3 protein-coding genes are annotated in these 7590 nt (G+C 39.6%); all 3 read left to right on the forward strand.

Going from position 1 to position 7590, the window contains the following annotated elements; genetic code table 11:
• Positions 1 to 1460 (forward strand): hypothetical protein (locus tag QA601_18450; GenBank protein MDG5817085.1); only part of this gene is annotated, 1460 nt, incomplete at its 5' end.
• 658 nt (positions 1461 to 2118) lie between these two features.
• On the forward strand, positions 2119 to 5151 hold the full coding sequence (locus tag QA601_18455) for a VWA domain-containing protein (GenBank protein ID MDG5817086.1): 3033 nt from the start codon (positions 2119 to 2121) through the stop codon (positions 5149 to 5151).
• 253 nt (positions 5152 to 5404) lie between these two features.
• On the forward strand, positions 5405 to 7468 hold the full coding sequence (locus QA601_18460) for a hypothetical protein (GenBank protein ID MDG5817087.1): 2064 nt from the start codon (positions 5405 to 5407) through the stop codon (positions 7466 to 7468).
• Positions 7469 to 7590 lie beyond the last annotated feature (122 nt).

Consider the following 7590-nt stretch of genomic DNA (forward strand, 5'->3'; position numbering starts at 1 on the left):
CCATTGAGCTTCATTCTGATATAACTCCCCGATTGATTGAAAGCATAGCAATAGGTACCAGTGGAAATCTTTGGACAGTCAGCATTCAAAACCAGGATTTTCAGTTTGTTGCCCGCTATGACGGAACTGAGTGGGAGTTTTACAATGCTGAAGACGGGGGATTGAGTCATTCTGTCTCACTACTTGAATTATCTCCCGTAGGAATAATTACTGGAGTCGGGCCCGATAGTCTTTCACAATTTGTAGATGGGAACTGGAGTTATGTAAGAAGGGTTTATGCTTCCTCTATTTCCGACTTTGCGTTTTTTGATTCCACACAGTTTATTCTTGTCACAGATAACATACTTGACAATTATATCAGTGGCTATAGAATAGGATGGCATCAAAGAGGATGGATTCAAGGTAATAACACCCGCTTTATCGGTGTTGACCATAATAATAACCTTTGGGTTACACCCGATCGCCATCCATCCTGGGGGCTGCATCGTTATGATGGATCTGAGTGGAGCTATTATTCAACCAATGATGTAATGTTACATAATACAGTCAGAACTTTTGCGGTAGACTCAAGTGGCGGAAAGTGGTTTGGTGGCCCGTTTGGTTTCACTCACCTTAAAGGAGAGCACTCTTCACGGTATTGGGAAAACAGGCTTGGAGATCTGTACGATATAAATGACTGTGTTGTTTCCAAAGACAATGTTTTATGGGCAGCATGCATAGGTGGGGTATTGAGCTACGAATTTTCGGGTTGGAGAAGCTATGACCATAATGAGGGTTTTCACAAACATGATAATTCAACTCCTTTAATTGTTTATTCTATAGAAACATTTGACAACACAATTGTGGCAGGTATGTCAAATGGGATCTCCTGGCTCAGAGATGGTGTTTTTGTAAAAGACACAACTCCGGAAGCTCCCCAAAACCGAGCCATTTGGGCCTTAAAGGCTCATCCATCGGAACAAATTATTGCTGCAACATCAAACGGTCTTTTTATGAAGAGCAAAAAAATGCCCTGGAGGCAGCTACTTGGGGATGATGCTAACTGCTCAGATATTGAAATTGATCTTGATGGTAGAATATGGGTAGCCACAAGAAATCAGGGAATATTTGTCTTTAACGAAGCTGGTAATCAACTTTTCCAATTTACCACAGAGCATGGTCTTTTATACCATTATATATACAATTTAGCTCAAAGTCATCATGGGCCTATGTGGGTCGGTTCTGGAGACGGACTTATAGCTATGGAGGTGTTTTGGACAGAGGACAATTCCAGTGTAACCAATCCCAAAGTTACTATAACCCGTAAACCGATATCGCAGTTCCGTAATAATGGAATATTTGACCTGCGCGGGAGAAAACAGACCGGACAATCAATACAGCAGTTACGTTCCGGAGCTTCGGGGATGTATATCTATAAGAACGATAAGGGCGATAACTTAAAGAGAATTGAATTAAAGTAGTTGTTGGTTGCACACAATGATAATTAACAATGTTGCTGTGAAAATCTGATTCGTTTTTGCTCAGTGATGGTAATTCTTAGTTGATTTATTACCTTACGTTTATAAAAAAAACCTCTTTTTAACCATCTTTGATCCAAATACTTACCTTCATACTATTATTGATCTTTGGGGTAGAACTGTTCATAGTTGGGTTTCATATTCAGCAAAGAAATCTTCTCTACATATTTGAATAAAAAAGTTCTTTTTGCTATACTTACAGAATGTAGTTATATATATTAGAGACAGCTTTACTCAAGACCAAAGATCTCTTTATATATAGATAGCAAACATTATAAACCGAGGTCAAACGTGAAAATGATATATAAATACCGGCATTGTAATTTGGGGTTACGCACATGCTTTTGATGGAAAAATGGCTGTGTTCTATACTGAGAGCTCAAAGACTCACTTGGGCACTGTTTTGTAGCCGTTTGAGTGTAAAGAAAACATAAAGAATACTTTCACCTGGCCCAAATAATTAATAGTAAGTGGAAAAAATATTCCGCTTCATAGCTCTAAAGTTTATCGTTACCGGAAAAGAACCCTGGTGTCAGATTTTACGAGGTACTTTTACTCTATATTGTGTTCCTTTTTCCCTAATTTTTTACAGGAGGTTTATATGTTACAAAAAAGTCTGTGTATGTTGGTACTGGTTTCTTGTTTTGCGTTGTTTGCAGAGGATATTCCCTCAACAAAACCCTATACCACAATAATCCACAATGATGATGGTGTCACCTTTAATATTGCTGTTTCTCTGCACAGTAATCCAAATGAAGAAAGGCGTGATCATTACGAGGAAGTTCTAACTCATATGGCTCGTGGTATTTGGGAAATGACAAATACGGGTCATAGAATCGGCACGGTAAAAATTTTCCAGGGAGGGCAACAAACTTCTGTTGCAGACATCGTTTGGCAGCAAAATGAAAGGCCTTTTGCGGACTTTAGTGGTCTTAACTCCGAGACAGGTAAAATAATGGTGGGAGATTCATATGACGATATTGATTATTTAGAAACACCTGAGGGGCGCGAAGCACTTGGTTACAAGCTAGCGCGTGAATTCGCACGTTACACCTATGCAATAAACTACCAATATGCTTCAACCAATGAAGATGATAATGAAGAGAGTGTTGGAATCACTTTGCCCTGGTATGGTGATGAACCAACGATATCCAGTATTATGAATGAACCCGAGAACGCCTTGGGAGGAGCTTATCATTGGTTGAATTTTGATACATACGACACGTTCGAAGAAAGAAATGCACATGGACGTGTATGGGGAATAAACGCCTGGGACCTTCTCCTCCAGGATCGTAGACTTGATGAAGAAAGAGGAAGGTCCTCAGTTCAACCTAGACGCCGCCAATTTCGTGAGTCATTGCAAGACAAAGCACCTACTGAAACTTGTGAATGGGAGTATGATGGCGAAACCTATTCTTTTATGAGAGTTTTTTTGGATGATGAAGACATAATAGACGTGGATTTCGATTGGGTAGAAGAAGATATCGAGGTTGTTTTAATAATTGATCGATCGGGTAGTATGAGCATACCGGAAGGTGGTTCTACACGCTTAGAATTAGTTCAAGAAGCAAGTAAGAAGTTAGTGAGTCTTTTTCCACGTGAGCGCACTGCCATAGGAGTAACTTCATTTTCTGGTAGGTTCGACGAATTCATTGTAGAGTATAATATCACGCCTATCAATGGAGATGGTGTAGTTGATGAGATACATGATGCCATAGATGGTATTGAAATTGATGACCTTACAGCAATATATGATGCTGCGATCCATGGCCTTGATCTTTTAAATGATTACAGAGAAGATAACGAAACTAAGGCAATCCGTTTTGCTATCTTACTTTCAGATGGTGCTGATGTGAACTCGGAGCACTCACCTGAATATGCTATTAGGAATTACAATAATTCTCAGGTTCCTCTTTTTACTTACGGGTATGGTCCTTCATCTGGTTTTGTAAGCCTAAACGAGTTGGCTACGGAAACAGGAGGGCATTTTTTTCCGAATTTAATAGAAGAGGAGGAGGTCAGGAATTCTTACACCCAGGCAATGGGTCGTGCTACACCAACCGAGGAAATCCCAACCGGAACTAACGGTACCGGTGGTATTTTATCGCAAAACACATTGGATCTTTATTCTGGAAACTCATTTGTGTTTTATGCTGAAAATTCAATGAGTGATATTGATGTTGTCATTGATTACGAAATTGATGACGGGGGGATGAGCCTAATGAGTTCTGAACCACCTACGATCAATTTTGAGATTAGGGATTCCAATAACAATCCTATTTATCCTGCCCCAACAGTTACGATGATTGGACAATCCGCTCTGCTAAATATTAAGTCTGATGCGTTCGCTTCCCATGGAGAAGGGTGGTGGACTGTAGAGTTGAATTCCTCGGGGGATGCTCAAATAACCAACTCTATGGTACTTAATCACAGTGCGGTAAAAAAACCGGAACTTACTGTGGAAAACCTAACCGGAACTGTGGTAACTTATCCTGAGCCATTCCTTATTGCGGCATCCGTAAGCTATGGGAAGAGAGTTAAGGAGATGACTGTTTCTGCCACCCTCCAAAACCCGGAAGGGGATGTAATTCCAGTTGAACTCAGGGATGATGGTTTATATGGAGATGCCATAGCACAGGATGGAATTTATTCAGCAATTTTTAGCGATTATGACGAGGATGGCATATACATCCTAACCGTTATAGCAAATAACTATAGCGATGGTTCGATGCTAAGTCAACAAAACGGAACAGCTTCAATATCAGTACCACAGTTTGGACGTAAACGAACCCTTCGTATTGCAGTGCAGGGTTTTATGGATGATGATCATGGTAATTGCCCTGGAACTGCAACACTAATTGCACTTAATGATTACCCTGTACCTGGTAAAATTGACTATGCAGAGGATGAAGACTTTTTTGAAGTGGTAACTGAAGATGCTGAAGAGGATGTAATTGTTCGTGTTTCAGAGATGAGTCATACGATGAACGCCGAGTTGACCGTTTTTGATGATGATGGTAACACTATCGGTTATACGAACATAAACGTAGGTAACACAGTCAATGGCTATCTTGCGTTGAGAGTCGCAGCTTCTGATCTGGGAGAAAGACTTTTTATAAGAGTCAATGATTTGGATGAATATGAGTCAGGTGCAATTTACAGAGTCAGTGCAGGAACCGAAAAACGAGGGGATGAGGTTGTTGGTTCCGCTATTGAGGTCTACATTAAAGATGAGGGATTGCATGAAAACAATATTGTAAAGCCAAGAATGTATCTGAAAAACACAGGTGATGTACCTATCAGTGGTTTTACTGTTTGCTACTATTTTACTGCTGAAGAGGGGAAAACACCTATACTAGCAGATTATCACACTCCTTACAGTACTCTTTCTCTTACCCATCTTGGGGGTAATGATTACAGAGTAGATTACAGTTACAGTGTAACTCTTGAGCCCGGCCAGATGTTACCGGATCAAAGTGGAAATGTGATTGGAATTCATTATGATAACTGGGCGCCTATGAATAAGTTAAATGACTTTTCTAACCCAGGTTCATCTGAATTCATTGCAACAGACCGTATCGCAGTATTTTCTAATGATGGTGTACTTATTTCCGGAAGTTATCCTATAGAATAAACGCGCCTAAACAGATTAGGCTATTTCACAACAGGAATACTTAACAGTATTCCTGTTGCTGTTTAGGTGTACTTATCAATAGTGCTACAAGCAGATAAAACATGTTGAACCATTGTTAGGTAGTAATACTTACATACAAACCAGTGAGAATGGTAAGTGTTCTTTTCTGTTTCTTGTTTTGACTCTTAAATTGTACTAAATAGTATATTGTGGTGCATTGTATATCTATTCAATTCATAAACGGAGTACATCTATGACCAGAAATATTCATACAAAAACATTTAAGCAAGGCCTTACACGAACCCGCTGTTTTTCTTTTATAGTGATCCTTTTATTCCATTACACTGCCCATTCCACTCAGGAAGTGAACTCTGTAGATCTGGAATACTTTATGAGCTATAACCATGTTCGCTCTTTGGCAGTTATCGGTGATACAATTTGGGGTGGAACTGAAGGTGGGGGTCTTATACGGATAATCGGTACAAATAACAGTACGCTTCAGATAACTACTGAGCAGGGGCTTGCTGATAATGTAGTACAACGAGTTATTTTGGCAGATACGATTGGTAGCTCTGTTTGGGTAGGCACAGACGACGGAATTAGCTACATTTCAGGTGACACCGTTAGAAGCTATAAAACCGCTGGTTCATCTCCCTTGGGAAGAGTGCGGGATATTGCGATAATCGGTAATCGCATGGTAGCGGCATCTTACAATGCTGGTGTGGTAAAATACAGAAATGGTCAATTTGAACAAATATCCTCACAACAGAATTCAAACGCCATGTTTGTTACGTATGATAGCGACAGTACTCTCTGGGCATTAAAATTATCAGGTATTTTCAAAATTAAAGAAGGAGAGATTTTTGAAATAGAAACCCCAAGTGAATTTAGATTTGCCCAAATCGGTACTATGGTTACCGATACCAATGATCATGTCTGGATCGCATCCGATTGGTTTTCTCCCTATGCAGCACGGTATGATGGGAATGGGTGGGAAATTTTTACACTTGAAAATGGAGGTATTCCCCTTACAGTACAACAGTTTAGAATAAACCCTTTTACTAATCGTCTTGTAGGAGTCAGTTTTGAAGGAGTTATTCAACATACTGATGATCAATGGGAAACGATTAAAGAATTGCCTTTCAGAAATTATAACATGATGAGAGATATCGCTTTTTATGACTCATCGCAGTTTGTGCTAACCTACGGCACCATACCTGTTTTTTATACTGACAATAACAATTACTCGTGGCCCCATAAAACCTGGGTAGAAAATAATTACATAGAAAGGATAGCCACAGACAGAAAAAACAACCTCTGGGCATCACTTGATATGTCACGATGGGGGGTTCATAAGTACAATGGGGAGGAGTGGACCTATTACAGCAAAAGTTCACATCAACTTCTTACAAATAATTTCACAGCCTATGCGCAGGATTCGAGCGGCGGACACTGGTTTGGTAGCGATTCTGGGTTTACATACATGGCTGATGATTATACGCATCGATTTCCTATGGATGCCGGGGTAAATGAAATCCGGATTAATGACTGTATCGTTTCCCGGGATAATATCCTTTGGGCAGCAACAAACGTTGGGGTTATGCGTTATGACTCTGAAAGCTGGATCGTTTTTGACACAAGTAGCGGATTACAAGAGAACCATGTGTATAGTATTACTGAAGACGAGGCAGGTACAATAATTGTCGGCACCTATGAGGGACTTGCCACACTTGTTGAAGATCAATTTATTGCTGATACCTCTACTGGTGGGCCAAGAAATCTCTATATACGAAGGTTAAAATCGTCTCCTTATAATCACGTTGTAGCCCTACCATTAGGGAGGGATGGGGCCTATCTTAGGGGAAACGGTGAACCCTGGCAATACCTGTTAGGTGATATTAGATGCAGAGATGTTGATTTTGATAATGAAGGAAGAATATGGATTGCTGGCGGGATTGATGGAGTCTATATAATGGATCATGATGGTAATTTAATATATCACCTGATTGTTGACGAAAGGTTGTCTTCAGTCGAAAATATTACACTCACAAATGACGGGACTGCATGGATTCACACTACGAGAAGCCTGATTTCTGCAACTGTTTCCTGGAGCGACTCTGCAAACACAAATATAACCGCTCACAAAGTTAGATTTCCAGTTCAAAAACAAAGACCTATTTCCGGTTATTATGATATACGGGGAAGAAAAGTTCCTGTAAATTTGCATCGTAAATCTACCAATAGAGATGTTGCTTCAGGATTATATATTACAAGAGATAAAGATGAATACAAACCTGTAATTATCAACGTTAAGTGAACAGATACGAGTTATTTTTTAAGTTTAGGTTGAATCGCTATTGTAAGTTTTTAGTTAGAAAAGCAATTTTTCATATAAAGAGAAGTGAACTAAGGATCGATGATCCTTTAATAAATATTTTT

This window comes from Chitinispirillales bacterium ANBcel5, assembly GCA_029688955.1.
In the GTDB taxonomy this organism is placed as follows: Bacteria; Fibrobacterota; Chitinivibrionia; order Chitinivibrionales; family Chitinispirillaceae; genus Cellulosispirillum; species Cellulosispirillum alkaliphilum.